Genomic DNA, 26779 nt, shown 5'->3' with positions numbered 1-26779 from the left:
AGCGGTAGCTGCCGACCGCCCGGCCTGCCAGCCGCTGCAACAGCGCACTGTTGCCCCCCTGACCTGTAGAGCAAGGTCAGAACGGGCAGGTACGTCGACATGGGGGATGCCTGCCCATGTGACGGCCCCGGGTACGCGTGCGAAGACCGACGCCATACGTTCATGGCGTCGGTCTTCGGTAGGGATCGTGCGGCAACACGGATCCCTCAAGCCCTGGTGATCAACGGTTGGAGCCAGCAGCCATCAGGGACTTTCTCAGCAGAGGGTGTACGAACTTCGTACACTCTGGGGATCGTGACAGCGGTGCGTACGCGGCGCAACAGCGATTGGGGCACCCGCGCATCAATTCGCGCTACCACGGTTTACCGTCAGCGATGCCCTGGCCTGGTCGCGCCGCAGACCAGGCGCTTTGAGTTGGTCCTACTTATTCAAACGGGCTCTTGCGGCTTCTTGCGGGCTGACGGGGACAGCGACGCATCAAAACCGCCGACCGTGCCTGCATGCGGACCGGCTGTCAGCTGCGAGGTGTCACCATCTTGTCCACCACCTCACGCCAAGGGCGGCGGCAACCGCCCTGTGGAGTGCACCGAGTTGGAGCCAGCAGCGACGTCCGGAGCACGGCAGCCCGAACGGCACGCGCCGTCTCAACGCCCCTGAAGCAGTCGTGATCATCGTCGTCGTCGGTCTCTCCGCAGTTCTCGTGGCCCTCGCCGCAGTGCCCTGCGCTGAGGTCCTGCAGCTGCTCGCGGGCGCCGGTCTCATCGCGGGCGCTGTCATCGCGCTCAGCACTCGGCTCTCCTTCCGGGCTGTCAGGGCAGCGCTCAAGGCTGCCCTGGCGACTGCCTGAGGAGGAGGCGATGGGACGGACCGAGAAGGACATCACGACGGCCAACGCGGCGTTGCACGAACTGGCCCAGTGGCTGCGCGACCAGCGTCGCTCCGCAGGGTTGAACTACCGGCAGTTGGCCGAGCGCGCAGGGCTCCACGCCACCACGCTGCAACGCGTCGCCTCCGGCAGCTCCGTGCCTCCGCGACAGTCAGTGCTCGCATACGCACGTGGATGCGACGCGCTGGCCGAAGAGGCCCTGCGGCTGTGGATACGGGCGCGGCAGGAACACATCCGAAGCCACGGCCGCCGCGGCCGCCAGCCCGCTCCCTCGCCTGCGCTCGTACGAGACTTCGCGGATCTCAGTGCAGCCATGCGCGAGCAGTACGAGAACGCCGGCGGGCCGCCGCTGCGGGTCATGGAGGAGCGGGCGGGCGGCTTCGGGGCACTCCCGCGCAGCAGCGCACACCGCATGGTGAACAAGCAGGCCGTGCCGCACTGCCTGGATCAGTTTCGGGCCTTCCTGCGGGCATGCGAGGTGCCCGAGGACGACTGGAAGGCGTGGGAAGACGCGTGGAGCCGAGCCTGGCGTTTCGAGAAAGAAGGAGAGGCTGGTCTACCCGAGGTCGCTGGCGGTCATCAGGGCATCTGGTCCAAGTCGCCGACTCCTCCCGTCCCGCGCCGCGCCGACTGGCCAGCGACCACGGTCAGGGGCCTCGACTACAAGACGGCGATGACGGTGAGGAGGGGCAGACCCCTACGGGCCTACCGTCGCGTGGTCGAGCACACGGAGCCGCTTTTCACACTGGAGGAGGAGAAGGCGCCCGGTACCGCCGCCGCGATCAGCGCGTAGTGGGGTTGCGTGCGCAGATTTGAATGAGCGGCCAAGGCCCGTTGGGCGGGCCCGTCCCCGTTGGGCGGGCCCGTCGGAACCCTTTGCCACGCGGCGTCCCTGGGCACCGCCGAGCCCACGGTGGCTGTAGTCGTGGCGCCTTCCGGCGTCGACGCTGTCACGACGATGCGTCTGGCTCACCATGGTCGGCGGAGGTCGAGGTAGAGGTCCTCGGTGAGTGCCCGGTGGATCTCGGTGTTCGCGTGCTCCTCCAGCGCGGCATACAGGCGCTCTTGCGGAGACCCGGGCGGCAGTGTCGCGCGGACCTGCGCGGCCCGGTCTCGCAGGTCCAGATCGCGTGGGTACGGCTGGCCGGGCGAGGTCGTTTTCACTCCTGAGGTGACCGATCTGAACGGGCTGGCGCCCCACCTCCCGGTAGAGTTCTTGCGAATGCTGGGCTGCGGCGAGGAGCAGGTCGGTGATGAACTGCGGCTCTTTCCAGACCAGATCGCGAGGGGCGCGGGCCAGCAGGGGAGCGACGCGGGCGATCCTCACCGCTGTGGACGGTTTCGGCTATCACCTCGCGGACGTCGGCATCGCAGGTGTTGTCGGCGACAGGCGAACAGATCCCCGCCATACAGTTCTCGGTGCCAGGGGTGGTCACGGTCGGCTGCCAGCCACTGTCGTAGCTGCCGCAGCAGCACACCGCGGCAGGGGCTGCGTCCGAAGGCCAACGCGGCGCTCCAGCGGTAGGGCAGTGGTTCATACTCGGCCCTGGGGGGGGGCAGGATCGTTCTCCCAGGCTTCCACCCGCCGCATCAGGACATCCAGTGCTTCGTCCTCGTGTGTCGCGAACAAGGCGGCCAGCGCCTTCTGCGCACGGTGACCCCGCAGCATCGGCGTGCCGACCAGTTGGCATATGCGCGATATCAGTCTGTCCTGCGCGATGGCGGCCTGGCTGCACGCGAGTTCGGTCGGGGCGCTGCTACTTGCCCCGGAGTTCATCGATCCGACGCTGCTCCCAGTAGTCCAGGATCATGTCGAGGCGCCTGACGGACGGTTCGATGCGGTTCAGGTCTCGGTCCAGGTTGATGAACGGAATCATCAGTCCGGTGAGTGACGACGTCTTGGACTTCAATTTGTCCGCCTGTTTCGCCCAGGACGGCAGGTGTTTGGATACGTGGCTGAGGCCGGTCAGCATGCGGGCCATGTCGTCATCTAGGAGGGAGGCGTCCGCTTCCCCGGAGCTGTTGACGCCCAACAGTTGCTGCGCGGTGGCTACGGCCGCGATGACGGCTTGCACACGCTTCACTGCGTGATCGTGGAATCGGTGGGCCATCGCTTTGACATCGACGTTGACGCCTTCGACGAGTCGACCCCGAAGCTGCTGTGGCGTCACGGCGGGAGCTGGGTCCGACGACGCCATCGTCCACGCGATTGGCTTGTGCCGGCCGACAAGTTCGTCGGCCAGAACCCTATAGGCCAATACAAGATCTGAGATCAGGTCCGGCTCCAGCGTGTCTCGGTGGTATGCCGCGTTGCGGTACTGGTGCAGCCGGTCGAGCACTTCGCGTTCATGGGCTGTCAGCACGCCCCTCTGCATCAGGAACTTGGTCTTTTCGTGCAGATGGTTGTCCATAGCCTTACGGCGATCCGGTCCCACGTGCTCATCGACCAGTCGGCTCAGCCGCTCGTCCAGTTCTCCGCCGCTGTCACGGAACTCGCGCATCTCCTCAATGACGCTGTCAGCGATCTGGAAAGCCAGCTGGGCGTTGACCTCACGGCCGACGACGACCTCAACCAGGTGGTCAAGAAGGATGAGAGCAAGACGGTCGTGTGCCTGATCGCCTGCCTCGACGCATCGCTGGATCTCGGCTATCTCGACCGCAAGCCAGTTCCACTGCTCGGCTTGCTGTATGGTCACGCGGTCCCAATCGGACGCGAAAGGCTGCATAGGCATGGCACCAGCCTCCCACCGTCTGACCGGACGACCACCGGTGACGCGTGGCCGAAACGGCCGCCATCGTGCAGCGTCGGCAGCGGGGGGCTCCAGTCTTGCCGTGTCGAGGGCCCCGTCGGCGCCACCGGGGACACGCTCGCGCACCGCCCTGTGAGGGACAGGCGGGCTGATGCCTCTGCCGGAGGCCTGCAGGGACGAGGCTCCAGCAGAGACATCAGCGCTTTCGGGCTGCGCATCCCCCCCCCGCACACGAGGTGCTGCGGCGCCTCCGGGCAGGCCGCCCGGCCGTCAGGCCTCGACGTCGGTGCCGTAGTCGGTGACCAGGCCCGCGAGGCCGGTGTCGTAGCCCTGTCCGACAGCGCGGGCCTTCCAACCGGTCGTATGGCGGTAGAGCTCCACCGCGATGGTGACGGTCTCGTCCGAGGCAAAGTGTCCGGGAACGAAGGACAGCCGGGATCCGGACGGCTGGGTGATGTCTGCTTGCCAGAGGGTGTGCTGGTCGAAGACCGCCGTGGACTGGGCCTCGAGGTCGATGCTCACGATGATGGCGATGGAGGCGATGTCGTCGGGGATGAGACTCAGTTCAGCGACGACAGTGTCCCCTCCGACGCGGACTCCGCCGTGGCTTGGGTGGTTGTAGAAGACGAGGTCTTGGTCGCTGCGTACCTTGCCGCTGCGGGTGAGGAGTACAGCGGACACATCAACTGGCGCCCCAGTTGCAGTGATGCGGACCGTCGTCGGCTCAGTGGCCAAAGCCGTGTTGGCGCCCTTGGCCAGCGGCTTCCGAATGCCGTTTTCCTCGCTGAGAGGCGGGGCGGTGGGAGGGTGGGGTGCGGTCGCCGACAGGTCGGTGCCGGTGAATGTGGCGAGAACATGCTGGAAGATGGGCCAGCCTTCGGCTTCCTCGCCGGGCCAGGGCACGTCCTGCGCTTGGTCGTGGTTCACCACCCGCATCCGAATCGTCAGCCGCCCCGTCCTCACGGCCGTCTGCCCACGCCAATACGACGCTGTTCTCCTCCACTGCGTCCTCGGCCACCCCATCAAAGAAGCCGCCGCGCTCTTGGGTGAACATCCCAGCAGCGTGCGCTACTTGACCAGTCGGCATCAGGAACCGCACATCCAAGCCCCCCTGCGACCGCTGGTTCAGGCATCGCAGGAGAACCGCTGATTCTCCCCTGCACACGCCGACTCAGATCACTGCCGCAGGTTCGGCGACCTGCTGGAGAGCTTCATCCTGATCGGAGAGATCTGGGCGACGCCCCGGCTGTGGCGCGATCTCTCCGAGGATGAGGACATGTGCGAGGCGCACGCCGCTTCCAGGAAGAGGTCGAACAGCGCGTGGACGCCACCCTGAAGGCCATCGAGGGCGACACCTCTTTCTGCTGCCTTCGCCGGAGACGTCTGCGCCGATGTGTGGTGCCGCCCGGCGGCGGCCAGCCGTTCGGGAGCCCACCGGGGCGGCACCACGTCGGTAAGGTGCCGTTGTTCAGCGGCCGGGCCGCTGCCCATAGGAAATGGTCCGGGAGCCGTCGGCCCCGACCTCATGGCGGCCGGCTTGTTCGAGATCGGCGACGGCACCGTCAGGGTTCAGCTGTCAGAGCCTGCAGCTTGCTGCTCTGCCGACTCGCTCTGTGTGTCAGCTTCGGTGGCTTCCGGGGCGGTGTAGAAGACGGACGCGCCCTGCTTGGTGCGCTGGGCCTGGTTCTTGGCCACGAGGTTTTCGAGCGTGGTGCGCACGACGGTGGTCTTGACGTTGCGCTCGGGGTGCTGCTTGTCGAGCGCGGAGGTGATTTCGGCTGCGGAGCGCGGCTCGCCTTGGCCTGTCAGGTGCTCGCGGACCAGATCGACGAGGGTGGGATGGGCCGACGGTACGACGGATGCCTCAGGCGCGTTCTTCTTGCGGGACTGCTTGGGAGCCGGGGTGGTGGACTTCCTTGCCTGCGGCTGCTTGCCGGCCTTCGACGCGGCAGTCTTCTTCTTGCGGGCTGCGGGCACCGCGGTGCTGGACTTGGATGCAGCGGGTGCTGCCGACGCCCCGAGGGCCTGCTGGACGTTCACCAGGACGGTGTGGTCTTGCTCCAGAGCGACCAACTGTGCCTTCAGCCCTTCGATTTCACCGCTGATTCGTTCCTGTTCCTTACGGTTGAGGTCAAGGTCATCCGCCACCTTCGTGCTGTACTCCGAGGTCAACTGGGTGGGCGGCGCAGTGGTTTTCGACATGTGTTTACATCCCTTTCCGGGTGCCACGGCCGACGGAGCGAAGCTCGCGGCGTGTGCGAATCTCATGCGTGTGCTGTCAGGGCATGCTGTCACGTGTGTAGGAGCAGGTACTCCCGCCCGGCAATGTCGTAGTGATGTACGGAAAGGGCATGTGGTTTGCTCCGCCGTGCGACGCCAGACGCAGCGCATCCGAAGTCTGGTGATGGTCAGCGCGCACCTGTGACGGCATAACGGCTGGCCTGCTCCGCAGGTTGCCTTCCTCTCCGGCACTGGACACCAGGGCCCATCCACACAGGCGCTTGCACGACTCGGGTGGCGGCACAGCCGCGTTGCACACCTGAGGCGTGCGAAGAGGATTTTCTGACGTCGGCCCATGCCGTCCGCTTCATGAGTAGTTGAGTTCGGCTCTTTGATTCGGCTGTATCCGTCAGGCTGCCAGAGCCAGGGAGGTGCTCCCGCACTGAACACCGGGGGTGTGGAGTACGTCGAACCCCTTCGCCCGCGCCGTGTAGGGTGGGCGGACCGACGCGGGGTGGAGCAGCTCGGTAGCTCGCTGGGCTCATAACCCAGAGGTCGCAGGTTCAAATCCTGTCCCCGCTACCAGCGCACCGGCCCTCTCGACGCCATGTCGAGGGGGCCGGTTGCGCTTCCGGGCGTTACCCTACGGAGCCGCCCCCGTGGCGACCCGACGTGGTGCAGCGGCGGGACCAGGCACAGCCATGGTGCAGGTCCCGAGACCAGATGCTGGCGAAACGGCGCGTACGCCGAGCGCCAGCACGCCGTATTTGCCGCATCTCTCCAGCAGCGAGACTTGACCCTGCTGGCTGGCCGCTCTTGCGCATGCCTCACCGCTCTATCTCCGAGTCGGCCACGGTGGGCAGGCTTGCCGGGCCAGGTACGTGCGACGTCTGGGCCATCATCGGAACGGAGTTGACCGTAACAACCGTGCATGGATCCCCGGCCGAAGGGCTCGGGCTTTCACTGTTGCCGACCCGAGGCCGGGACCACGGCAACAAGACACTCCCTAGGCGAACGGCACAGTCGTCCTACGGATGAGCGTGCCGACAGCGGCTGTTCCGCCCGGACCCCGCTCGAGTCATCGTCGACTTCATCACCTACGAGGCCGAGCTCGGCGAGGTCACGCGCAGCCTCTCCACTCGATGGCGTTGACCGGACTGGCACCTCGCGGCCCCGCCGTGGCGAGGCCTGTGCCGGCGGACATCACCTCAGCGCAGAAAGGCTGTTCCGGCCCGGGCGGTGACGCAGGCCATTGGGGGGACTGCGGGGAATGCCCCGCAACCAGGCGGCTGGTTCGCTACTGTCCCGGTATGGGATCCGTCTCCGGCGCTGGCCGCAGCCGGAGAAAGGGGACGCCGGAGCCCGAGGGCAGGGGAGCAGCGTGCTGAACGACAAGGACGTCCTGGAAGCGGTACGGCGATGCCTCGAAGAGCGCGGTGACGGTATGAAGTTGGGACTGCCGGACACTGCGAAAGTCACCTGGCACCTGCTCCTGGAGGGCCAGATCGTGCGGTGCATCGAGACCCGTATGCAGGATGAGCGGCTGCACTACGGCTCCATCGACCTGTCGGACCGGCCGGAGTAGACACCCTCCCCGAGAACCTGGCTGACGAATTCCGAAACTTCGCACAGCCGTATCTCACGCCCCACGAAGGCGAGATCGAGCGCAAGGCCACCTTCAAGCACCTGTGGCTGGCTCGCGTCGAGGTGCCCCAGCACCCGCACAGGGTCTACTACGTCTTCCCCACGGACGGACACCTCCCCTCAGGTACTGGTTCTGCCCTCGCAGCAGCGAACCTGGCAGATCGCCGCAGCTGCTCTGGGAACCCTGCTGGTGCTCTTCCTTCTTCTCCGGCTCGTGTCGTAGCAGGCCATATCCGAAGACGCGGACGACCAATGGGGGAGAGCAGGGCCCTGGTCAGAAGAGAATGTGCAGTTCGTCAGTCCCCCAGAGGTGGTACTCGACGTTTTCGCGGCTCATGCTGCTTCCGGGAAGAAGCCCGGAGGAACCAGGGCCGCTGGTAGCGGGGGGTGCGATAAGGCTCGGGGGCTGCTGCCGAGTGCGGAGTGACGGTGGCACAGGCCTGGCAGGTGTCAGCCAGGCGCCAGAGTCCGCCACTGTGATCGCAGGGGAGGAGTAGCACCAGAGGGCCGTCGCAGCCTCGGTGCCGGGGATGCCACCGACAGGAGTGTTCGTCACCGAACACGGCCTGCTCCTCCGCGAACTCGCCGAGGACGTGAGCGAAGAGGAGGTCCGCGCCAAAACGGAAGCGCCCCTGGTACCAGCCTTCTCCTGACCGCCCTGCCCAGCCGTTCCCGCAGGCCGGGTGCCAGGGAGGGGCTTGGCAGACCCCAGCGTCGTTGGGGCAGGCCGCTGCATGGCAACCAGGGGTGCCGAAGCGGACACCCGCGCATCGCGACGGGCGCACCCGCACGATGCCAAGACCGCGTCGGGACCTGGCTGCCAGAACTGTTTTCAAAGAGGGTCGGGGCCTTCCACTCCGGACGGCCCTCGACCCATGCCAGCGGTGGACACCATACTCGGCTCCGCGTCGTCTGTAGTGACTCAGGCGGGTCTGATATTGGCGTCGTCGGCGCCAGGTTGACCATTGCAGGGTGTGCTGGATCGGGGCTGGCTGGCGGCCGTGAGGCGGGTGATCAGGCGTCGCATTCCAGCGAGGCTGAGGTGGAGGAGCTGGGAGGGTCCGATTCTGCTTTGTCCTTCTCCAGCTGTCGGGCCCGCAGGACGATCAGGCAGGTGTGGGGTCGCCATGGCCAGTGTCATGTGGCGGTGCCAGCCGGGATAGCGGCGGACCTGGTAGTCGTCCAGACCGCATTCCTGCTTCGCACTCTGGTCGGGTAGGACCGCCGCAGCAATGCGGCGGTCCTACCCGACCAGGCGGCGAAGAACGAGTGCGGCCTGGACCCGTACGAGGTCCGCCGGTATCCGGGCTGGTACCGGCACATCACCCTGGCCATGCTCGCCCACTGTTTCCTCGCCGCGATGGTCGCCCACTCCGTTGAAAGGGGGGCCGGAGAAACGGTCCAAGCAGCCTCGTTTCCTTCCCCCTGGCAGAAGTGCGACGGCTCATGGATCTTGCTCATCTCCCAGCAGCCCACCTACTGCGGCCCGAACACAGGCTCTGCTGGTCGTACTGGAGACGACACCACCAAGCCGTCGCCCGCCACTTCCACTATCAACGCTGCACGCACCCCGATTGGGTGAGTCACGAACCACCGCCGCCATGACCACCCGCCAACCCACTACGCTCGAAGAAGGCGCTGTGATCAGCGAAAATGGAGAACTGCGACTGGAGTACTAGGGGCATGTCCTTTGACAACCTCGGTGCTTGTGGCCGCCGGCTCGGCAGGCGGGGCCGGTCATGCGTCAGGGGGTGGCTCTGGGGGCAGATGCCAACGCAGCTCACCGGCCTCCGCAAAGCGTTGCCAGCCGTCCAGGAGGCGTGCGCGGACGAGACGGTCGAGCAGCTCTTCCACCTGCCCCAGGGAGAGCCCGCACAGGCGGGTGAGCAGGTCCACCTCCACGCTGCCCGACCGGCCTGAGGTATGCACGGCCAGCGTCAGCGTGGTGAGCTGCACCGCAGGCGGCGCCTCGCGCGTGGCCGCGAGTGGGGTCGGGTGCAGGGCCCAGTGGGCGGCTCGGGCGCGAGCGCGGCGGGGAGGGGCCTGGTCAAGGACGGCCGCATCCAGCAGCTGTGCCACAACGCCGCCGTATGTCCGCCGTGCGGTGGGGGAGAGGCAGCTCAGCCACCCGGCGTGGGTGAGTTCGTGCCAGGGCGCGGCGTATCCGGCCAGCCGCATGCTGCGCAACAGGCCGGCCGGCAGGCGGACCCGGCCGCCGGCATCGGCACGCAGTGCGCATTGCACGGCCAGAAGCCGGGCGGTGGGCGAGGAGAACCGGGGGAGCGCGGCACCGAGGTAGGTGAGCATCTCCCGCACCCGCACCTGCTCCTGTGGTCCGGGAGTGTAAGGCCTCCGCGGACCGTTGATCCGGGCACAGCATGCCGCCGGGGGAGCGGTGACAAGGATATTCGGGACCACGGATGCCTGTTCGGTGGCGGCGGCGCAGGCAGCGCAGGCATCGGCCAGGCGCCATCGGCGCCCGCTTCGGTCGCCCGTCAGGACCAGGAGGACGGAGCCTGCGCAGCCGCGGTGGCGTGGGTGCCAGTGGCAGCCGCGGGCCTGACACTGGCAGGTGCGCAGATGATCCGGTACGGCGTTCTCATGGGCGTGCCGGGACAGATGGGCCAGCGCGACTGATCGTGCCGAGATCGCTGCGACAGGGTGCGGTTGGGGCGGGCACTGGGAGCAGGCCAGCATCGGTCCGCCCGGCTGGGGGCGCAGTTCCACGGTCCAGGTGCGCCGCACCGCGAAGTCGGTGGGGGAGAGCCTCATCGGGTCCTCCTGTTCGGTCCGCAGTGGTTGATAACGCCCCGTTCCCGGGGCTGTCGGGGCGGAGGTCGGCCGCACCCGTGGTGCAGACCCCCGCACTCTTGCAGAGCCGGTCGAGACCGCTCCGCACCGGCGCAGATAGTGCAGAAGTCTGCACTGACAGGACGAGGTTCTGCGCCGTCGGATGGGGCAGTGACGATCTTCCCGCCCGATCCCAACCTCACCGCGCTGCGTGTGCAGCTCGCCCGGCTGAGGGATGAGCGCGGCTGGACCTTCGACGAACTCGCCGAGCGCAGCGGCCTGTCCCGTCGCACCGTCATCGACCTCGAACACGGCCGCACCACCGGGTCCGTCACCACCTGGCACGCTCTCGCCCACACCTTCGGCGTCCCCCTGGGCCCCCTGCTGGGCACCCTCTGCGACGGCCACACCCCACCCGCCGAACCCCCAGCCTGACCCTGCCGCGTCGACCCGCCCGCGCCGCGCACGCATCACCCGAACCGACGAACCATCGCCGAACGCCCAATCGATCCTCGTACGCACGTCCCAGCGTAATTGGGCTGTCCGCGCGAATCGCATGGTGCCACCCCGCCCTTCCGGCGCGGCCTCTGGCACGGTCACTGCCATGCAGCCCACCCCCGCCACCGGGGGCCGTCACCGGGACGGCAGCCCCCGCCACCGCTCCCTGCGCGTCGCCCCCTACAGCCCCAGCCGCCTGCTGCGCGCCGGACAAGGCGCCCGCTGCCGGCACTGCGGCCACCGCCTGGAGTGGTTCCACACCAGCAACGGCCAGCCGATCGCCCTGCACCCCGCCGAAATCCCAGCCACGACAGTTCCGGAATCCTGCCGCTGGCATCTCAGCTGCGGCACCGCCTACCCCAGCGGCGACGGCAGCGCATGGTGCCGCATCCCGCACACCCTGCTCTGCCCCCACCACACCGCCCCCACCCCGCTCAGCGCGCCCCTGCAAGCGGCCCGCCGTCAGCTCGCCGTCCGCACCCGCCGCCTCCAGGCCCACACCTTCACCCCACCGCCCTCGCCCCCTGCCACCAAGCCGCGTCCGCAGCCCTGCCGCCCGGCCCGCCCGGTCGTACAAATCCTCTACACCCGCTACCTCGCCGCTCACCCCATCGAGGAGCTGCGCTGCGTGGCCCAGACCCGTCACCACCACCGCTGCCCCAGCCCCATCCTCACCACTACGCCCGGCACCTGGACCCTGCTGCCCACCGGACCAACCCACGGCCAACTCGCCCTGCGCCAGCAGCTGATGGCCGTATACAACCTCAGCCACCTGCCCTACACCGAGCAGATGCGCTGGCGCACCCAGCGCTGCCCCGCCCACACCGCCGCCCCCGGCGCCGCCGACGTCACCCTCCCCGGCTGGGAAGTCTTTGACCCGCTCCTGCACCACCAACACATCCACAGCCGACTACCCAACGCCGCCCGCCAACACCACCCCCGCTGACGACCGCACCACCCGCCAACCACCCTCGGCCATCGCCGTCCGCCGAGACTTGACCACCCGTCCGCCCCAGGCGCCGCACCCCCAGTACACATCGCCGGCGCCGCCCCGCCAACCTGGACCGCCTTCGTGCTGAACCCCACCGATGAACAGGCCGCCGCAGCCGACGTTTTCCGCGCCGGGGACCACCTGGTCCTCCAAGCCGGCGCCGGCACCGGCAAAACCACCACCCTGGCCCTCCTGGCCAAGGCCACTACCCGCCGCGGCCGCTACCTCGCCTACAACCGCGCCATCGCCCAAGAAGCCGCCACCCGCTTCCCCAACACCGTGATCTGCAAGACCGCGCACGCCATGGCCTACGCCGCCATCGGCCACCGCTACGCCCGCCGCCTGGGCAGCCCCCGCCAGCCCAGCTGGCGCACCGGCCAGGCCCTGGGCATCACCAAACCCATCCGTATCGGCGGCCGCGACATCAGCCCCCGCACCCTGTCCAACACCACCCTGCGCACCGTCACCCGCTACTGCCACTCCGCGGACGACCACCTGCACCCCCACCACGTCCCCCGCCTGCGCGGCCTGGAAGGCGACGACCACTACGCCCAGTTCGCCGAGACGATCGTGCCCTTCGCCCGCAAGGCCTGGGCGGACCTGCAGCACCCCGAGGACGGCGTAGTCCGCTTCGACCACGACCACTACCTGAAGATCTGGGCCCTCACCCGCCCGCAGACCACCGCCGAGTACCTGCTCCTGGATGAGGCCCAGGACACCAACCCCGTGGTCGAGCAGATCTTCACCGCCCAGCGGGATCACGCCCAGCTGGTCATGGTCGGCGACTCCGCCCAGGCCATCTACCACTGGCGCGGCGCCCGCGACGTCATGACCGGTTTCGACGGCACCGCCCTGTCCCTGTCCCAGTCCTTCCGCTTCGGTCCCCGTCTGGCGGCCGAGGCCAACCGTTGGCTCGCCCTCGCCGACGCCCCGATCCGCCTGACCGGCAGCGAGACAGTGCTCACCGAAATGGGGCCGGTAGAGCAGCCGGAGGCGGTGCTCTGCCGCACCAACGTCGGAGCCATGGCCACCGTCATGGACCTCCTGGCCACCGGCCACCAGGTCGGCCTGGTCGGGGGAGGGGGCAGCCTCCAGGCCCTGGCACTGGCCGCCCGAGACCTGAAGGAAGGCCGCCGCACCGGCCACCCGGAACTGGTGCTGTTCACCTGCTGGGGCGAGGTCCAGGACTACGCCGCCCACGACCCGGCCGGCCGCGACCTCCAGCCCCTGGTCGACCTCGTCGACACCCACGGCACCGACGCCCTGCTCACCGCCATCAGCCGCATCCTCCCCGAAGAGCAGGCCCAGGTGACCGTCTCCACCGCACACAAGGCCAAGGGCCGCGAATGGCTCCGCGTCCGCATCGCCGACGACTTCACCCCGCCCGAAGACAGCGATGACCACGACGAGACCGGCGCTTCGGTGCCCGGCCCGATCGACGACGGCGAAGCCCGCCTGGCCTACGTCGCCGTCACCCGAGCCCGCCGGCAACTGGACCTGGGCGGCCTGTCATGGATCAACGATCACCCCGCCGGAAATCCGCAGTGATCGTACTGCCCCCGCACCAATGCCACCGAGCACTTGTCGATCCACCCGTTGGGCTAGTACTCCAGTTGCAGTTCGCTATCCCTGCTGGTCAGAAGCCTGTTTCCGAGTGTAGCGAGCTGAGGGTACGTCATGTTGCGGGAGTTCGTGACCGGTGCTCCTCGTTCGCCGTTGTTCTAATCGTGCAAGCTGATGTGTGCCCAGATGTGTGGGCGGGAGAGCTGAACGAGGTCTTGTTGCGGGTTGGCCACCGGTTCGGCCGGGCTGACCTTCGGCGGCGAATGCGGGACTACGTGGGGGCATTGCTTGGCCCGTCGGGCGCAAGAACAGCTGGCTGCTCGCCGAATACGCAGGTCACAGTGCCCCTCATGGATTCCAGAACCTTCTCAACCGTGCGCAGTGGGACGCGGACGCGGTCCGCGACGACGTGCAGGCATACGTGGCCGAGCGGCTTGGCGAGCCCGACGGTGTCCTGGTCATCGACGAGACAGGGTTCCTGAAGAAGGGCGATACCTCGGCCGGTGTGCAACGGCAGTACTCAGGCACTGCAGGTCGCACCGAGAATTGCCAGGTCGGCGTATTCGCCGCGTATACCTCCCGGCGAGGCCGGACGCTGGTGGACCGGGAACTGTACATGCCGAAGTCCTGGATATTCGACCGGGAGCGGTGCCGGGCAGCGAAGGCGCCCGGCAGTCGTGGCTTCGCTACCAAGACCGAGCTGGCCCGGGTCCTGGTCGCCCGGGCGCTGGCCTCGCCGCTCACCATCTCCTGGGTGACCGCCGATGCCCTCTACGGTCAGGACTGGCACTTCCGCCACATGCTTGAGGAAGCCAGCCTCGGATACGTCGTGGCAGTGCCGAAGTCGCAGCAGATCAAGTCTCTCGCCGGTTGTTGGCGCATCGACCAGCTCATCGGTGAAGCCCCCGACGATGCCTGGGAGCGGATCTCGTGCGGGGACGGCGCCAAGGGGGCCCCGCCTCTACGACTGGGCAGTCGCCCAACTTCCCGGCGTCCCGTTCTTCGACGGTGACGAGCCCAGCCATCACAGGTGGGTCATGGCCCGCCGCAGCATCTCCCGGCCGGACGAGATTGCCTGCTACCTGACCCATGCTCCCGCTGGCACCACCGTCAACCAGCTGGTTGAAGTGGCAGGAAGCCGATGGGCCATCGAAGCCTGTTTCCAGAGCGCGAAGAACGAGTGTGGCCTGGACCAGTACGAGGTCCGGCGATACGTCGGCTGGTACCGGCACATCACCCTGGTCATGCTCGCTCACGCCTTCCTCGCCGCCATGGCCGGAACGGAAAGGGGGGCCGCAGAAACGGATCAGCCCTCGCCCCCCTCACCTTGGCAGAAATCCGAAGGCTCCTGGCAACTTGCAGCCCCAGGACAAGACACCCCCACCGCCACCTTGATCAGGCCTGAACTGGTCCCGGTGGCGCCGACGACACCAAGCCGTCGCCAGACGCTGCCACTACAAACGACGCACCGCCGGTCATGAACTCCCGCCACATGACGGGCCCTCAGCTCGCTACACTCGGAAACAGGCTCCTGACCAGCAGGGATAGCGAACTGCAACTGGAGTACTAGCTCGCTGCCGACCATGCGACACCGAATGGAATCAACGAACGCATCCGTACCACGTGGTTCGACACGGCCAACTCCGACGCTCTGGGGAAGGCACTTGACGCACTTCTCTCCGACCTCAGGTAGTCATGTGCACGGACGGGCAGTCAGCGATATGTTGCCGCCGCTGCACGTGACAGTCTGGGCTCAAGAGATCGTCCGCTTCACGGAAAGTGCCGAAGAGCGACGATTCACTGGCCGTTGACACGCTGTTCGAGAAGTGCGATCTTGCCATCGAGCGGATGGTGCATGTCTGGCCATATATCAGCTTTAAGGACGAGCTGGACGCGGGGGGCTTTAGCAGTGACGGCTTCGGTAGCGCGTCTGACGACGTCCATTACCTCGTCCCATTCTCCTTCGATCATGGTGTACATGGAGTCGGAGCGGTTCGGGAGACCGGATTCGCGGATGATCTTCACTGCGTCGGCGATGTAGTCCGCGACGGTTTCTTCCACGCCCATGGGGGTCAGGGCGAAAGCGATGAGCACAGTGCTTCTCTTTCCTCTTCGTCCTCGCTTAGGCCGTGCCGAGGAGGGATGTTCTGTATGCGTGATTGGTTGGTGACTGGTAGGCGGCTGCGACCCGGAGCAGATAGTTGATTTCGTCGGTGAGGTCGAGTGCACCATGGCCGGCGAGGTTGACGCTCTGGGGCTGCGGCGGGTGACCGCTGTGCAGTGCATGCAGGGCGGCGGTGAGCCAGCACGCGGTGACGTGGGCTTCGGCCACGGGCTCGGGGAGGGAATGGTCGGTGACGTGCCGACGGGCCAGATCAAGGGCGGCGGGGGTGACGTAGTTGCGCAGCGCGATCATCGCGTCGCGGATCTCGATAACACGCCGGTACAGACGCAGTTGGAGGGGGGTCGCCGCGGCTCGCAGACGATTGCTGGGCCCGAGGATTACGTCCGGGGTGGCGACGGTGAGATCCCGCCACAGGACGTCAAGGCCCCGATATGCCTTCTGATGCTGCCATCGGGTGTGGATCTGGGCCAGGACGGGAAGTGCGGCACCGGCCGCCATGAACAGGGCTTCGATGCCGGTGACGGGCGAGAACAGCGGGACGAAGAATGGCGAGCGGGTGTGCAGGTAGCCGAGTTTGAGGACCCACAGCAGTGACGCCAGGAGGATGCCGGTGCCGAACAGGCGCAGCCCGTAGCGCAGCAGCCGGGGTGTCTCGCGCCGGCCCTGGCTCCAGCACACGAGTCCGCAGGTGGTGTCCGCGACCAGATGGAAGGCGAAGAAGATCCACCAGTAGGCGTTGGGAACACTGCGGATCGCCAGAGAAGGGGCGATCTGGTTACGGGCGTGCGGGGGCGCACTGATGTCCAAGATCAGCATTGTGGCCATGACCGCGAGGGCAGCTCCGAAAACCAGGGTGGTGGGGCGATGCCGTCCGGCGGCGTGGAGGACGAACCACAGCACGGCGGCGGCGTCGATGATGCTGAACAGGTGCGTGGTCAGGTCGATCCAGTGCGCGCTGGGTACCAGGTGCGCCAGAGTGGCGGTGACGGGGTCCAGGTGCATCGACATCGCGAGCGCGGTCATGACGATCGCGAACCATAAGGGCCGCTGCTGTCTGGTGCGGATGGCCTGGGGGGCCCGGGCGAGAGTCACCGCCCACAGGGTGGCGATGCCGACGGTCTCTATCCACGCGGGCACGACGCTCCCGCAGGTCGGGTGTTCCGCAGTCCCATGGCGGACTCCAGCCCGCCCAGCATGCCGGACAGAAGTGTGGGAGGGGGGACACGACCGGCGGCTTCCAGGAGAAGACTTGCGATCATCTCTGCTTCTTGTTCCTGCTCGTCGGAGTACCGCAGGCGGGGCAGTGCCTGCCGGATAGAGTGCGGGTCCGCGAGGTCGATGTGCCGGTACAACCGCTGATCGTCGCCTGCGGACCGGTGACCGCACACCATGTGTCCGATCTCGTGCACGATGATGTGTTCTTGGTGCAGAGGGCTGGTCTGCGCGTCATAGAAGATGTAATCGCCGCGTTCGGCGGCCAGCCACATGCCCGACGGCGTGCCGGGAACCGTCGGCGTAGGCAGCGGCAGCAGATGCAGCGGACGGCCTCGCTCCTGCGCGAGGCGAGCGCATAACTCCTGGGCGGAAAAAGGTTCGGGCAGACTGATGCCGCCGATTACCTGCTGGCATCGGCGGCGCAGACGTCTCCAGCGCATCTGATGCGGTTCTCCAGGGCTCGTCGAGGCAGGGGGACAAATGATCAGGTAATCGCGCGACATCATGCCACCTCGCTGTCTCAGGACCGCGGCGGAGACAGCGGCGTGTTCACGTTCTGCTCCAGTTCACGGATCTGCCGGATCATGTCTGCGGCCATCCGCTTACCTTCCGGGGACAGGGCCGCGAGATCACCCCGAAGATAGACCGCACTCACCCCGGCCTCGGCCATGGACTCATCCAACTCGCGGCTGGCCAAGAGGTCTTGGTCGATCACCCTGTGAGCCACATCGTCGTCCGTGAAGTACGACACGGGTACGCCGAAGTACGCGGCCAAGGCGCGCAGATGCCGCAAGGTCGGGTTCGTACGCTCCCCGCGGTGCAACTGCCACAGGTACGCACCGGAGAACGACTCACCTGACTGCGCAGCAATCTCCGCCGCCAGTTTCTTGTAGGACGGAATACCGTCCTCACCCAGCCTGGCACGCAGCTGGAGTAGGTGCTCAAGTTTCTCCGACACCGTCAACTGGCCCTCGATCGGGCGATCTTTGTCTGAGTTCATCGTCCACACACCCTCATATGCGGCGTCAGCGAGTATCTGACAGTACAACCAACGTGAGACTCAGTCTGTACAAGATCGTGATCTGTTTCAGACCGCGTTGATCGCCTCCCTGCACCGTTGCCCCTCATGCCACCGCGAGCCCGATGATCTCACCAGTCCAATCGAGGACCATGACCAAGCCCTGTGTTGCGTAGAGACCTTGGTGATGCGGCCCGGCCCTCCTGGCCGGTCCGGGTGCGTGCTTCCTGGACAGACTGGTCGAACTCAACGGGTGGTTTCCCGTCGGCCGAGCTGTGCCGCCACTTGATGTTGCAGAAGTCCGGCCGCGATCCATGTAGCGATCTTGAAACGGGCCTGGACAGGCCACTTTGCAAGATCTTGATGATCTTGCAAAGTGGCCTGCGCGTTCCGGCTTCAACTTACCGCCCTGGGGTGGCCGTTGACAGCTGACGAGAACGGATTGGCGAATCTTGTTCGTTCTTGTTCATACCAGTTGACGTTCTTCTTGGGCCGTGGGTAGCATCGCCGACCGCTGGTGATCCACTGGCCGTGCACCGCAACCTGCGCCACCGAGATATCGGTGCTTCGGCATCACCCTCGGGCCCTTGCGAACCCACCGCACGAGGGGGGCAGTCGGGGCTCCGGTGATCACAACCTGGCAATCGCAAGTCATCGATCAACCTGAGCGCAATCCAGGCCCCATGCACATCAACAGGCAGTAATGCCAGGAAGAGCAGGGGTATTGTGTACAGCCCTCTCACGCGAACTTCAGTTGCCAACCAGCGACTGCCGTATAGCGGTGCTTTGCATGATTGCCGCGAGCAATCCATTCACCCGCGAACATTAGAGGCCCATCCTGTGCCCGACACCACAACGAACCACGAGTAGCACCGTCGGCGTGCTCTCCTTCTCCAGGTCGACAACGAACAGGAAGAAGATGTTGCAGCCGCACCACCCGACTATCGCCGACTACACAGAGGCCGAGTTCGGCGAGTATCAGCGCCTCATCGCAGTCTTGCTCTCGGGCGCCAAAAGGGTCGTGGACGAGCACGGCCCTCGCGGCGCGTGGATCCCGGTTTCAAGTGAGCGCCCGGATCAGGTTGCTGAGGCCAGGGGCTTGATCGCCGACCTCTCAAGGATTCTGAACACCTCCCGCAACGGACTCCGGCAACTCGACAACCGTGTGCGGATGCGGTTAGACACAGATCACGGCCGTAACTCCGGCCTGCGTGGTTCGGGGTGGCTGCACAAGTGATTGCAGAGGGCTCCCGCTCGAACAGATACGTGTCGGCATGCGAAAGATCGTCGGCAGGGTGGGTGAGTTTCTATACCTTCCACAACATGTTTGTCGAAGGCGATGGCGAGTGCTGTCCCTTAGACCAGCTTGCTCATACTCCCGGGGCGCTCCACGCGCTGCTGCTGTCGGCAGACGGCGGCAGCCTGGCGAGCTCCGACGGTATCCCTGCTGATACAGCTGAACGAGTGGCCGCTGCACTGTCGTCCGTGTAGGCGGCCAGTCGGCATGCATCGGCGCTGTGCTCCATCGAAGGGACCTCCTGGGAACAGACCTGGATTCAGTTCGGGGACGGCTCCCTGTATTTGACCGCAGCCGGTAGCGACACGTACATCGCGGTCGCGTCGGCCGAGGAGGCCGACATGGGCGTCATCGCGGACAGTACTACCAACACCCTTAAACAGCTCCGGTACCGCCAGGAGAAATGGCCGAATGACCTCGATACACAGTTCTTCAAACCGCAGCGCTTCGCCGCTCCGCGTCCTGCGGATACGTGACGCGGTGAGTGACGTGACTCTAGCCAGGTAAAGGCTGGCCTTAAATGACGGCCATGGACAGGCATTAAAGATATGAGATGACCGAGCTGGGAGTATGCGGCGGGCCGACCAGATGCTGCCGCACTGCATGTGTGGCAGCCGCCCCTGGAAGGGCCGCACGGACAATGCCTCGGCATGGCGAGGCTCTCAGCGACTCATTTTTTCATCGGGCGGGCAGGAGATCGGTCGCTACAGAGGAAACATGAGGTGGCGCAGTCGTCCTGCGGATCCTCGCTGTGATGGTGACGTGGGCCCAAATCCGAGGGAGGCCATCTCCTCTGCGATGCAGGGGAGCTTGGCATAACCTCCCCGCCCTGCCTCCGAGACACGGGCACAGCTCGGCGCCTCGGCCCTTGTTAGTTCGAAGAAAGGTCACTACAGCACCGATCTGAGATCCGCGTGCCGCGCCGGCCTACCTGCGCAGCTGCGGTATCTCGTCAGGGCCAGCCCCATCGTTTGCGTGCAGCAGCTAGAGGGCCTCGCCTTCGGAGACAGGTCGACGGCCGTCGTGGCCTACACCGCGGTGCTGGATCAGACAGTTGGGAGGGCCACTCCGCGTGGTGCCGAGACACGACGACTGCTGGAGCGGACCCGTGATCACTGGAGAGCCGTAGCATGACCGACATCGGCGTGCGCGCGCATGGAGCGCAGCTGCACGCGTACTTCTTTGAGGACAGGAGAGATAGCTGGCCTGGTGATCTGACGCAGGCCGAACGGTTTGGGCAGCGAGTGCCCAAATTGTGCACCATCGTCCGCAACCAGCGCCAGTTCGTGCTGCTACCAGACAGCGCCGATCCGGCAGGGACTATCGAGCGGCCGGCATGCGTGCTGTCGTCGGGCAGCTATATCGCCCTCAGTCAGGGCGCCTACGACTACGACCACCGCCCCGGTCGAGATCTTGACGCGCATGTACGCCGAAGGCGTCGTCAACGTCGCACCCCGCGGCAAGGGCGCCATCGTAGGGTTCCCCGACCGTGCGGGCCTGGCCGTTCTCGCTCCCGGAATCGTTGCCACAAGCCGCTCGAGACTCGGTCCCGACACCCAGTCGTGCCCGGAGGCCGAATCCTGATCCATGCGGCCTCGCATACAAGTCGGCCCAATCAGCAGCGGCCCACACGGCAGGCCCGTCAAGACCGCCACCCAGGGCCCGGTCGAAGGCCACGACGTTGGAGTGAGGAATGTGCCAAGAGAGGAATATTCGCCATGGCCGGACAGTTCAACGCCGCATTGCGCCACCTTCGGTCTCAGCGAGGCCTGTCGCTGCGTCAGTTTGCCCGCATAGTGCATTACAGCCCGGGGTGGCTCAGCCGGATAGAACGAGGGCAAGCTGCGCCCACTTTGGCACTAGCACGTAGCTGCGATGACGCCCTGTCAGCGCGGGGCAAGCTGCTGGAGCTGGCTCGGCTGGAGACCCGTATCCGATTACGTCCGGCTCAGTTACCTTCTGCGGTTGCGGACTTCGTGGGCCGTTCCGATGCGTTACGTGAGCTCGATGAAGCCCTCGCGAAGGCCGAGCGGGCTGGCACAGCCCTGACTGTGGCGATCGACGGGCCTCCCGGCGTGGGCAAGACCGCGCTGACCACCCAGTGGGCACATCGTGTAGCCGACCGCTTTCCCGGAGGAGTGCTATTTACCGACCTCCAAGGGCACTCTCGCCAAAGCCGCCCGGCTGATCCTATGCAGGTGCTTGAGGACTTCCTCGCTGCCCTGGGAACAAAGTCGGTACCTGACGAGTTTGAAGCAAGGTCCGCGCTGTTCCGTACTGTGATGGCCGACCGGCATGTCCTTGTTGTGCTAGACAATGCAGTCGACTCGCAGCAGGTCAAGCCGCTGCTGGTGGGGGCCCCTTCCTGCGCAGCGATAGTGACGAGTCGGCGACGTCTGACCGGGCTGGGCGTCACAGCCGGAGCCCGGCGTCTGTCCCTCGCCCCGTTGGAATCCCAGGAGTCGCTCAAGTTGCTTCGCGGGGTTGTCGGAGCGAAGCGGGTGGACGACGAGTACGACGCGGCCCGGTCGGTGGCGCTCCGGTGCGCGCAGCTGCCGTTGGCCCTGCGGATCACGGCAGAACGGCTGGCGACCCACCCGCATTGGCCGCTATCGCATGTAGCCGACGAATTGGCCAGTGAGGACCGCCTTGATGTGCTGGCTGACCGCGACGACGACGACCTGTCCGTGCGTAAAGTGTTCGACTTGTCCTACGAAGCGCTGGCCGAAGATACGGCGCGGATGTTCAGGCTGCTGGGCCTCTACCCGGGCGCGCGCATTAGCGCAGCCGCCGCGGCGGCATTGACCGGACACTCGCTGGACCGCACTCGCGAACTTCTGGATGACCTGGTGACCGTCCACCTGGTAGAGGGGACCGGGCTGGACCGGTACTGGACGCACGATCTGCTCCGCGACTACGCAGCCGATCGGGCCGCAGCTCATGAATCGGACGCTGAGCGGCTCACGGCGGTCCGCCGGCTGACGTCCTGGTACACGCGCAGCGTAGATGCCGCCAACATCGCGTTGGCCCCGCAACGGGAAGTCCCGCCGCTAGAGCCGCCGCCCGCTGGAGTCACGCCATTGACCTTTACCAGCGATACCGCGGCGGAAGAAGCACGGGCCTGGCTAGACGAGGAAGTGCGGGACTCAGCTGTCCCGATGGTCCGACTCGCCGCACAATATCGACTTCCAGAGGCGTGGCACATCCCGGTGCGGCTGTGGAACTGGTTGCTATTGCGCAAGCCTTGGAGCATGTGGATCTCCAGCCACACGATCGGGCTGGAGGCCGCGGCGGCGTACGGTGGTCCCAGCAATCAGGCCTGGGTCGAGATGAATCTCGGAGAGGCATACCGTCAGTCCGGGTGCTACGACCGAGCCGAACAGCACGTCACACAGGCCCTGACGCTGCGCCGCCGCATCGGCGACCGACAGGGCCAGGCATGGTGCCTTGAGGTATTGGGGTTCATCGCCGCCGATCGGAGGGACACCTCGCTGGCACATTCGTACTTCAGCCAGGCTCTGGACGCCTTCCGGAAGACTGGTGACGCGCATGGAGAGGCCGTGGCGCGATGCAGCCTCGCTGAAGCCGATGGTCTGCTCGGGAACATGGCGGCAGCGCAGGCTGGATTCAAGCAAGGGCTGGACTTGCATCGCCGGATGGGTGACCTCTTCGGGGAGGGATTGCTCTGGGAGCGGCGCGCTCATCTGCATCAGCAGCATGGGGAGCTGATGCAAGCAGTGCAATGCCTGGATCGGAGTGCCGAGTGCCACTCCCAAGGAGGCAATGATTGGGGGCAAGCCGCCGCGCACGACCTCCGCGCTCAGCTCCTCGTGAAGCTATCCCGGTGGGAGGAGGCGCGAAAGGCGTGCGAGCGGGCGTGGGAACTGTTCGACCGGCTTGACGACCCCCGGGCTGTCCGTCTGCAAGGCCGTCTGCTTGAGTGGCGCCAGGCCGAGGAGCCTTCGGCTACTGGCCGGCCTCAGGAGTGAGCAGAGCCCGGTGCACGCGGTCCATAGCGGTGGAGGCATCTACGGTGGCTGTTATCCGTACCGGCGGCCGATGATCGGGGATACCCCCTTGACTAATACTGAACCGCCGCTCATCGACCAGCGTGGCGCCACGAGTATATCCGGCAAGCTCGACCACGACTTGGCGCTCCCTGTAAGTGGCCAAAGACTCGTCAACCATGATGGCCGCAGCGATTGGGTCGTGCATGAGGCAGCCGGCAGTGTTGCGAGCGTTGCTGTAGATGGCGAGGTAGGTGTCGAGCACCGATGATGCGAAGCGGGCCGCAGGCGTGGCCGCATCCGCGACCCGCTTCAGCCAGGCTTCGTCGACCCATGCCTGTTCGGTTATGTCCATCGGCACCATGGTCAGGTCGAACCCCGCGCGCAGGACTTCCTCGGCTGCTTCCGGATCGTGGGCGGTGTTCGCATCAGCCCAGGCAGTGACATTGCCCGGCACGCGGAACGCGCCGCCCATGAACACCACGCGACGCAGGAGCTGAGGGAGATTCGGCTCCATCCGAAGGGCGAGGGCAATGTTGGTCAGCGGTGCCAGGGCGAGCAACGTCAGCTCTCCTGGCTGTTGCCTGGCTAGGCGCACCAACTGTTTCGCTGCTGATTCTCCGCTGGTTTGGCGTGGTGAGGGGGGACCAGCATTGCCGCCGAGGCCATCCTTGCCATGGACGAACTCGGCAGTCTGCAGGGGCTGCTGGAGAGGGGTTGGATGCCCGACGGCAACCGGCACGTGGTCCAGGCCAACGACGTCGAGCACGCGTAACGCGTTGGCCGCCGCCACGGTGGTGGGAACGTTGCCGTGCGCTGCTCCGATGGCGACAATCTCAACGTCCGGCTGGGCAGCCAGGAACAGGATCGCCCAGGTGTCATCAACCCCAGGGTCCGTATCGATGACAACGGACAGCCGCTTGGAATCGGTAGGTGGCATGCGGCCCTCTCTTGTAGTGGTCTCTCCGCTCGGGAGTCTGGCGTTAACTTTTCCCTCACGCCAGTGTTTCGCCGATCGGGCAACAGCGAAACTCTGTACCCAGGCTGCAGGATGCTGAAGAGTGGAGGAAGCCGGTCACCGGGAGATCACGGCGACCGCCCTAAGGAGTGCCCCCTTCGCTGTCGACCAAGTTTGAGGATCCGATGACGGACGCACTACTGGGGTGCCTGTTGGCGGATTCGGCAGCTATCGGCTGCCTAGCCGCACAGCCGCACCGCTTCACTGCCCAGCGCGGCACGCTGAGCGTCTGCTCAAAGAGCTACTTGCGTGCAACGCAGCCGTCGAGAATGCGACGAAGTGGCGGTATACGTGCCCCGGCGGCCACCCCGAGTTCCTTCGCCCCACTGGCGCAGGCCACCTACCCTCGCGGCGCTGTCGCCACGATGCCCGGGGCTGCTGCCAACGTTTCGATCACAGCGTACGGGTAGTAATGTCGCCGCGCATACCATGATCCTCTTCCCGGGGGCGGTAAAGGCGCGTTCATGGGCTGGCCTGCGACCGCCGCGGCCAGATTCGTTGACGCGTTATGAGGGGCGGAGGTCCCCATACGGCCTTGAATGGCGTGCATACCTATGTCGCAGGCCTGCGCGGTGCCCTGGAGTCTACGCGCCGTAGACGACAGTCGGAGAACGTCGTGCTTTCCGCGACGGGCGGGTATGAACTGCGGCTCCCTCTGAAGTCGGTTGATGCTGCTCTGTTCACACTGCAGTGCGAGGAGGATTGACGACTGAGCGCAATGGGACAGCCTGAGGCTGCGTTCGATACCGCGCGGGAAGGCGCTGGGGCTATGGCGTGGAGATGCCCTCGCCGAAGTACCTAAAATAACACGCCACCAGGATGGAAAATTTCAATGAAAGGACATCTCCTTTTATGGAAGACGCGACATTTGGGAAGACAGACTCCGGCGCACGAGAAAGCATCATGCCTGTGGAGAAGATAAACCAGGATGCGTTACCTGTCGAACGCGTACCGATCGCAAAACTCCTCCCGGCCGACTCCCTGCGGCTGTTAGGGGTGAGCGCCGAGCGCATATGGGTGCTTTCCCAGTCCGACGTCGACCTGCCTCCAATCCTCGTCCACCGCTCCACCATGCGGGTCATCGATGGAACGCACCGGCTGTGCGCGGCGGCGCTCCGCGGGGACGACGACATCGACGTACGCTTCCTCGACGGAAGCATGTCAGATGTCTTCGGCGTCGCTGCCCAGATGGATCCCAAGCACGCGCTGCCGCTCATTAGGGCCGAGCTTAACGCTGCCGCGACGCGCGTCATCCACTCGAATCCGCACTGGTCAGACGCTTTGATCGCCGCTTTCGAAGGGTTTTCACCGAAGACGGTGGGCGTCATCCGGCGACGGCTCGGTGACGACCTCGCGCAGTCGTCTGTGCGGATCGGGCGCGATGACCAGGTCCGGCCTGTTGGCACAGCGTACGTGCGCCCCTGCGCCCAGGAGTTCACGAGGGCCGATCCCGAGGTGATGCTGAGCCGGGTCGCTGAAGAGCCAGGAGCCGGCACGGCTGATATGCGCGCAGTGGCAAGCTTCGTCGACCGGATCTTCGCCGACCTGCCGCGTGCGGACCAGCGCAACCGGGCCCGCGAGTACATGACCGGCCTGCTCGCCACCCCCGGAAAGAAGTCGCTGCGCCGCATGGCCGAAGTGGTCTCCGCCTCCCCGCGGACCTCTCATGCGCTGCAGCAGTTCCTCAACGACAGTCCGTGGGACTGGCGCCCGGTGCGCCGCGCCCTTGCCCACTGGGTCGCCGAACGTTCTTCGGTGTCCAGCTGGACGATCGCCGTCGCCGAACTCCCCAAGCGGGGAAACCACTCCGTCGGAGTGCACCAGCGCTACAGCGAAGAGACCCGGCGCACCCTCAACTGCCAGCTTGGTGTCGGCCTCTTCTCGGACGGCGAGGGCTTGAGTGTGCCGGTCGACTGGCGTCTGGTGCTTCCCGGGCGCTGGCGGACCGATCCGGGTCTTCGGGAATCCGTCCGCATCCCCGACGAGTTCGAGCCCCAGAGCGCCGAGGGCTGTGTACTCGACCTCCTGCGCTCCAGGCTGGAGGACAACGGACAGCACCGGCCCCCGTTCGTGGTCGATCTGACCCGGCTGCCGCAGGGCGGCGAGCTCCTGGACCATCTGGCGGCGTCGTACCAGGGCTTTGTGGCCCGCGTGCCGTACGGAACCCCGGTGTACCCGGCCGGTGGCTCCGAACGCCCGGTGCCGGTGAGCCGCCTCGTGCGCCGGGCATCGCTTCCTGGGGGAGCGGACCGCGCCATCCCGCGCGGGCACGGACCGTACCGGGTGCGCACCTGCTCGGTCCGGCTGACACCGGACGGCCCGCCCCATCGGCTCGTCCTTGGACAACAGGCGCGACCGCAGGAGGCACCACACGCGGTGGTCACCAACCTCGTGCACGGCAAGCCCGCCGAGATCCTCCGACTGGCGGGAGCGACGGCCCGGGCCCGCGCGGCCCTGCGGTCAATGCAACGCGACAGCGGGCTGCGGGACTTCGAGGGCCGTTCGTACCCCGGATGGCATCACCACATGACGCTGGTCTCCGCCGCCCACGCCTTCCAACTCCTCGGTGACGTGGTGCCCGCGGCGCGGCGCACTTCCGAGCTCGTGCACGTGGCCTGAGTCCTCGGCCGGAATCGGACAGCAGTCCGAGGCGGGCGGGCCCGGGCGGCGCCGCGGACTTGCCAAGAAGGAGCCGGAAAGATTCCGCGAAGCCGGATTTCCACCTGGCGCGTGATGCACTGGCGACGTCATGATTTC

The 26779-nt window shown here is 66.4% G+C and carries 22 protein-coding genes, 1 tRNA gene and 3 pseudogenes; 15 read left to right on the top strand and 11 right to left on the bottom strand.

Annotated elements, in window-relative coordinates:
- Window positions 1-664: 664 nt before the first annotated feature.
- A complete protein-coding gene (locus ACH4SI_RS32395; protein ID WP_398301991.1) occupies window positions 665-847 on the top strand; it encodes a hypothetical protein in 183 nt (60 codons plus the stop codon).
- Between the two features lie 10 nt (window positions 848-857).
- A complete protein-coding gene (locus ACH4SI_RS32390; protein ID WP_398301989.1) occupies window positions 858-1679 on the top strand; it encodes a helix-turn-helix domain-containing protein in 822 nt (273 codons plus the stop codon).
- A 176-nt stretch (window positions 1680-1855) separates the two neighbouring features.
- On the opposite strand, the gene ACH4SI_RS32385 is transcribed toward ACH4SI_RS32390, so the two are convergent.
- From ACH4SI_RS32385 to ACH4SI_RS32370, 4 genes are all read right to left on the bottom strand, one after another.
- The gene (locus tag ACH4SI_RS32385; protein WP_398301987.1) at window positions 1856-2050 is read right to left on the bottom strand and encodes a hypothetical protein; all 195 of its coding nucleotides are present in this window, start codon (window positions 2048-2050) and stop codon (window positions 1856-1858) included.
- A 593-nt stretch (window positions 2051-2643) separates the two neighbouring features.
- On the bottom strand, window positions 2644-3618 hold the full coding sequence (locus ACH4SI_RS32380; RefSeq protein WP_398301985.1) for a hypothetical protein: 975 nt from the start codon (window positions 3616-3618) through the stop codon (window positions 2644-2646).
- Between the two features lie 288 nt (window positions 3619-3906).
- On the bottom strand, window positions 3907-4566 hold the full coding sequence (locus ACH4SI_RS32375; protein ID WP_398301983.1) for a TerD family protein: 660 nt from the start codon (window positions 4564-4566) through the stop codon (window positions 3907-3909).
- 639 nt (window positions 4567-5205) lie between these two features.
- Window positions 5206-5838: a hypothetical protein gene (locus ACH4SI_RS32370; protein ID WP_398301981.1), complete on the bottom strand. Its 633-nt coding sequence runs from the start codon at window positions 5836-5838 to the stop codon at window positions 5206-5208.
- 526 nt (window positions 5839-6364) lie between these two features.
- On the opposite strand from ACH4SI_RS32370, the gene ACH4SI_RS32365 reads away from it, so the two are divergent.
- From ACH4SI_RS32365 to ACH4SI_RS32355, 3 genes are all read left to right on the top strand, one after another.
- A tRNA-Met gene (locus ACH4SI_RS32365) sits at window positions 6365-6441 on the top strand.
- A gap of 796 nt (window positions 6442-7237) precedes the next feature.
- A complete protein-coding gene (locus ACH4SI_RS32360; protein WP_398301979.1) occupies window positions 7238-7441 on the top strand; it encodes a hypothetical protein in 204 nt (67 codons plus the stop codon).
- Window positions 7442-8030: 589 nt separating this feature from the next.
- Window positions 8031-8153, top strand: coding sequence for a hypothetical protein (locus ACH4SI_RS32355; protein WP_398301977.1), 123 nt, complete (start codon window positions 8031-8033; stop codon window positions 8151-8153).
- 361 nt (window positions 8154-8514) lie between these two features.
- On the opposite strand, the pseudogene ACH4SI_RS32350 reads toward ACH4SI_RS32355, so the two are convergent.
- A pseudogene (locus tag ACH4SI_RS32350) lies at window positions 8515-8710 on the bottom strand (IS701 family transposase); the annotation flags it as partial.
- Between the two features lie 42 nt (window positions 8711-8752).
- Between ACH4SI_RS32350 and ACH4SI_RS32345 the strand changes: the two are divergent.
- Window positions 8753-8887 (top strand): annotated as a pseudogene (locus ACH4SI_RS32345) (IS701 family transposase); the annotation flags it as partial.
- A gap of 350 nt (window positions 8888-9237) precedes the next feature.
- Here the strand turns inward: ACH4SI_RS32345 and ACH4SI_RS32340 are convergent.
- Entirely contained in the window at window positions 9238-10272 is a 1035-nt protein-coding gene (locus ACH4SI_RS32340; protein WP_398301975.1) for a hypothetical protein, read from the bottom strand.
- Window positions 10273-10461: 189 nt separating this feature from the next.
- On the opposite strand from ACH4SI_RS32340, the gene ACH4SI_RS32335 reads away from it, so the two are divergent.
- From ACH4SI_RS32335 to ACH4SI_RS32320, 4 genes and pseudogenes are all read left to right on the top strand, one after another.
- On the top strand, window positions 10462-10725 hold the full coding sequence (locus ACH4SI_RS32335; protein WP_067078083.1) for a helix-turn-helix transcriptional regulator: 264 nt from the start codon (window positions 10462-10464) through the stop codon (window positions 10723-10725).
- A gap of 169 nt (window positions 10726-10894) precedes the next feature.
- Entirely contained in the window at window positions 10895-11734 is an 840-nt protein-coding gene (locus ACH4SI_RS32330) for a DUF6083 domain-containing protein (protein WP_398301972.1), read from the top strand.
- Between the two features lie 129 nt (window positions 11735-11863).
- The gene (locus tag ACH4SI_RS32325) at window positions 11864-13327 is read left to right on the top strand and encodes a UvrD-helicase domain-containing protein (protein ID WP_398302288.1); all 1464 of its coding nucleotides are present in this window, start codon (window positions 11864-11866) and stop codon (window positions 13325-13327) included.
- Window positions 13328-13506: 179 nt separating this feature from the next.
- A pseudogene (locus ACH4SI_RS32320) lies at window positions 13507-14658 on the top strand (IS701 family transposase); the annotation flags it as partial.
- Window positions 14659-15139: 481 nt separating this feature from the next.
- On the opposite strand, the gene ACH4SI_RS32315 reads toward ACH4SI_RS32320, so the two are convergent.
- From ACH4SI_RS32315 to ACH4SI_RS32300, 4 genes are read right to left on the bottom strand one after another with little or no spacing between them, the layout of a single operon-like run.
- Entirely contained in the window at window positions 15140-15436 is a 297-nt protein-coding gene (locus ACH4SI_RS32315) for an MTH1187 family thiamine-binding protein (RefSeq protein ID WP_067078085.1), read from the bottom strand.
- A gap of 28 nt (window positions 15437-15464) precedes the next feature.
- On the bottom strand, window positions 15465-16604 hold the full coding sequence (locus ACH4SI_RS32310; RefSeq protein ID WP_398301970.1) for an MAB_1171c family putative transporter: 1140 nt from the start codon (window positions 16602-16604) through the stop codon (window positions 15465-15467).
- Entirely contained in the window at window positions 16589-17188 is a 600-nt protein-coding gene (locus tag ACH4SI_RS32305) for a hypothetical protein (protein WP_398301967.1), read from the bottom strand. Before ACH4SI_RS32305 ends, ACH4SI_RS32310 begins: the two co-directional genes overlap by 16 nt.
- A 14-nt stretch (window positions 17189-17202) precedes the next feature.
- On the bottom strand, window positions 17203-17682 hold the full coding sequence (locus tag ACH4SI_RS32300; RefSeq protein ID WP_398301965.1) for an XRE family transcriptional regulator: 480 nt from the start codon (window positions 17680-17682) through the stop codon (window positions 17203-17205).
- An 898-nt stretch (window positions 17683-18580) separates the two neighbouring features.
- Here ACH4SI_RS32300 and ACH4SI_RS32295 point away from each other — a divergent pair.
- From ACH4SI_RS32295 to ACH4SI_RS32280, 4 genes are all read left to right on the top strand, one after another.
- On the top strand, window positions 18581-18937 hold the full coding sequence (locus ACH4SI_RS32295; protein ID WP_398301963.1) for a hypothetical protein: 357 nt from the start codon (window positions 18581-18583) through the stop codon (window positions 18935-18937).
- A gap of 86 nt (window positions 18938-19023) precedes the next feature.
- Window positions 19024-19191: a roadblock/LC7 domain-containing protein gene (locus tag ACH4SI_RS32290; protein WP_398302286.1), complete on the top strand. Its 168-nt coding sequence runs from the start codon at window positions 19024-19026 to the stop codon at window positions 19189-19191.
- Between the two features lie 147 nt (window positions 19192-19338).
- Complete coding sequence (locus ACH4SI_RS32285; protein ID WP_398301961.1) at window positions 19339-19473, top strand: hypothetical protein; 135 nt, start codon at window positions 19339-19341, stop codon at window positions 19471-19473.
- Window positions 19474-20715: 1242 nt separating this feature from the next.
- On the top strand, window positions 20716-22986 hold the full coding sequence (locus ACH4SI_RS32280; RefSeq protein ID WP_398301959.1) for a tetratricopeptide repeat protein: 2271 nt from the start codon (window positions 20716-20718) through the stop codon (window positions 22984-22986).
- On the opposite strand, the gene ACH4SI_RS32275 is transcribed toward ACH4SI_RS32280, so the two are convergent.
- Window positions 22964-23944, bottom strand: a complete 981-nt coding sequence (locus ACH4SI_RS32275) for a nucleoside hydrolase (RefSeq protein ID WP_398301957.1) — start codon at window positions 23942-23944, stop codon at window positions 22964-22966. The genes ACH4SI_RS32280 and ACH4SI_RS32275 overlap by 23 nt on opposite strands.
- Window positions 23945-24874: 930 nt before the next feature.
- On the opposite strand from ACH4SI_RS32275, the gene ACH4SI_RS32270 reads away from it, so the two are divergent.
- Entirely contained in the window at window positions 24875-26641 is a 1767-nt protein-coding gene (locus ACH4SI_RS32270; RefSeq protein ID WP_398301955.1) for a transposase, read from the top strand.
- Window positions 26642-26779: the final 138 nt, after the last annotated feature.

The sequence above is a fragment of the Streptomyces sp. NPDC021212 genome, assembly GCF_044332925.1.
Lineage (GTDB): Bacteria > Actinomycetota > Actinomycetes > Streptomycetales > Streptomycetaceae > Streptomyces.
The sequence above is the reverse complement of the archived record's forward strand: the minus strand, read 5'-3'. Positions and strand labels throughout refer to the sequence as shown.

What these genes read in the sequence shown, in the direction of transcription:
- ACH4SI_RS32390 (WP_398301989.1), top strand. Translation starts at nt 858, where the DNA reads ATGGGACGGACCGAGAAGGACATCACGACGGCCAACGCGGCGTTGCAC.
- ACH4SI_RS32370 (WP_398301981.1), bottom strand. Translation starts at nt 5,838, where the DNA reads ATGTCGAAAACCACTGCGCCGCCCACCCAGTTGACCTCGGAGTACAGC.
- ACH4SI_RS32275 (WP_398301957.1), bottom strand. Translation starts at nt 23,944, where the DNA reads ATGCCACCTACCGATTCCAAGCGGCTGTCCGTTGTCATCGATACGGAC.
- ACH4SI_RS32280 (WP_398301959.1), top strand. Translation starts at nt 20,716, where the DNA reads ATGGCCGGACAGTTCAACGCCGCATTGCGCCACCTTCGGTCTCAGCGA.
- ACH4SI_RS32300 (WP_398301965.1), bottom strand. Translation starts at nt 17,682, where the DNA reads ATGAACTCAGACAAAGATCGCCCGATCGAGGGCCAGTTGACGGTGTCG.
- ACH4SI_RS32305 (WP_398301967.1), bottom strand. Translation starts at nt 17,188, where the DNA reads ATGATGTCGCGCGATTACCTGATCATTTGTCCCCCTGCCTCGACGAGC.
- ACH4SI_RS32285 (WP_398301961.1), top strand. Translation starts at nt 19,339, where the DNA reads ATGGGCGTCATCGCGGACAGTACTACCAACACCCTTAAACAGCTCCGG.
- ACH4SI_RS32270 (WP_398301955.1), top strand. Translation starts at nt 24,875, where the DNA reads ATGGAAGACGCGACATTTGGGAAGACAGACTCCGGCGCACGAGAAAGC.
- ACH4SI_RS32330 (WP_398301972.1), top strand. Translation starts at nt 10,895, where the DNA reads ATGCAGCCCACCCCCGCCACCGGGGGCCGTCACCGGGACGGCAGCCCC.
- ACH4SI_RS32380 (WP_398301985.1), bottom strand. Translation starts at nt 3,618, where the DNA reads ATGCCTATGCAGCCTTTCGCGTCCGATTGGGACCGCGTGACCATACAG.
- ACH4SI_RS32290 (WP_398302286.1), top strand. Translation starts at nt 19,024, where the DNA reads ATGTTTGTCGAAGGCGATGGCGAGTGCTGTCCCTTAGACCAGCTTGCT.
- ACH4SI_RS32355 (WP_398301977.1), top strand. Translation starts at nt 8,031, where the DNA reads ATGCCACCGACAGGAGTGTTCGTCACCGAACACGGCCTGCTCCTCCGC.
- ACH4SI_RS32340 (WP_398301975.1), bottom strand. Translation starts at nt 10,272, where the DNA reads ATGAGGCTCTCCCCCACCGACTTCGCGGTGCGGCGCACCTGGACCGTG.